Source organism: Lactobacillus apis, from assembly GCF_002837055.1.
In the GTDB taxonomy this organism is placed as follows: Bacteria; Bacillota; Bacilli; order Lactobacillales; family Lactobacillaceae; genus Lactobacillus; species Lactobacillus apis.
Genome location: NZ_PDKP01000051.1, coordinates 1 through 1,583, shown reverse-complemented (window position 1 = coordinate 1,583; position 1,583 = coordinate 1). Strand labels below are relative to the sequence as shown.

The window sequence follows — 1,583 nt, the reverse complement described above, 5'->3', positions numbered from 1 at the left end:
GAAAAACTTCAAGAACAGGCCGAGCATATTGATGAAACTGCAACACCAAAGGTAACTGATCAAGATATCTACGCTTTAATTGAAGCTAAGACCAAGATTCCAATGAGCGAATTACATGCTAACGAAAGTCAAAAGAATCTCAACTTGGCTGAAAAATTGAAGAAAGCTGTTATTGATCAGGACAACGCTGTTGATGTTATTACTGATGCAATTGCTCGTAAGCAAGTCTTCAAAGATAACAATCGTCCTACTGGTTCATTCTTATTAACTGGACCAACTGGAGTGGGCAAGACAGAATTGGCTAAGCAACTTGCTATTCAATTATTTGGTGGCGAAGATCACCTAATTCGGCTTGATATGTCAGAATATCAAGATCAAATGGCAGTTAACAAGTTAATTGGTTCTGCACCTGGCTACGTTGGTTATGGTGAAGGCGGCCAATTAACTGAAAAAGTTCGCCACCAACCATACAGCTTAATTCTGTTCGATGAAATAGAGAAAGCTAACCCCCAAGTCTTCAACGCATTATTGCAGATTATGGATGATGGACGTTTAACAGATGCTCAAGGCAGAACTGTTTCCTTCAAGGACACAATTCTCATCATGACCTCAAACGCTGGTTACTCTGACAACTTGTTAAAAGATGGTAAAGTGGATCACGATAAGATGATTAAGGCCTTAGAAGCATACTTCAGACCAGAGTTTTTGAACAGATTAGACGCAATTGTGCCATTTAACTCATTGACTGAAGCTGACATGACTAAGATCATCGACATTTACCTAAAGAAGATGTCACATGTTTTGGCAAAGAAGGATGTCAAAGTTGAAGTTTCTGATGATGCTAAAGCTTACTTTGCTGAAAAAGGCTATGACAAGAAATTTGGTGCACGTCCTCTTCGTCGAGTAGTTGAACAGGACATGGAGACGCCAATTGCTAAATTATTGTTAAAAGAACCTGATACCAAAGAAGTTAAATTTACTGCTGATGATAAGCACGTTTATCTCAATGGTGAAGTAATTTTAGATATTGAGCCAAAAGCTGATTCAAATGATGAGCAAACTGAAGCTGAAGAAGCAAAAGAATAATTGTTGCTTAAAAGTCATTCCGAAAGGAATGGCTTCTTTGCTTTATAAATTTTTTTACGAGTAAGTAAGGTGGTGTTTCACGTGTGACATTTTTGACGGAGAGACTCTTAGAATTAATCTTTGGAAAGCTGTTGACAGTAGTAAAATTATGGTTTACATTAGTTAACAATTAAATAATAATTAAAAGTTGAAAAGAGATTTTTAACTGAAGTTTTTAAGGAAAAAGTAGGAGCATTGCTATGAAACAAAAAGTAGAAGACCTTGACTGGAAAAATTTAGGCTTTGTTTATCGCGATTTACCATATCGTTATGAGGCTAAATATAAAGACGGCGAGTGGCAAGAGGGAAAATTGATTGAAGATTCTACTCTTGTTCTTTCCGAGGGTGCAGAAATTTTGCACTACGGTCAAGAAATTTTTGAAGGACTGAAGGCTTATCGTAGAGAAGACGGTAAGATTAACTTGTTTCGTCCCGATGAAAATGCGCATCGATTTGCG

1 protein-coding gene and 1 pseudogene are annotated in these 1,583 nt (G+C 37.2%); both read left to right on the top strand.

The window, feature by feature from the left end; genetic code table 11:
- Window positions 1–1,086, top strand: a 1,086-nt coding sequence (locus tag CRG87_RS07810; RefSeq protein WP_133125511.1) for an AAA family ATPase, incomplete at its 5' end; no start/stop codon positions are given.
- 239 nt (window positions 1,087–1,325) lie between these two features.
- Window positions 1,326–1,583 (top strand): annotated as a pseudogene (locus CRG87_RS07805) (branched chain amino acid aminotransferase); the annotation flags it as partial.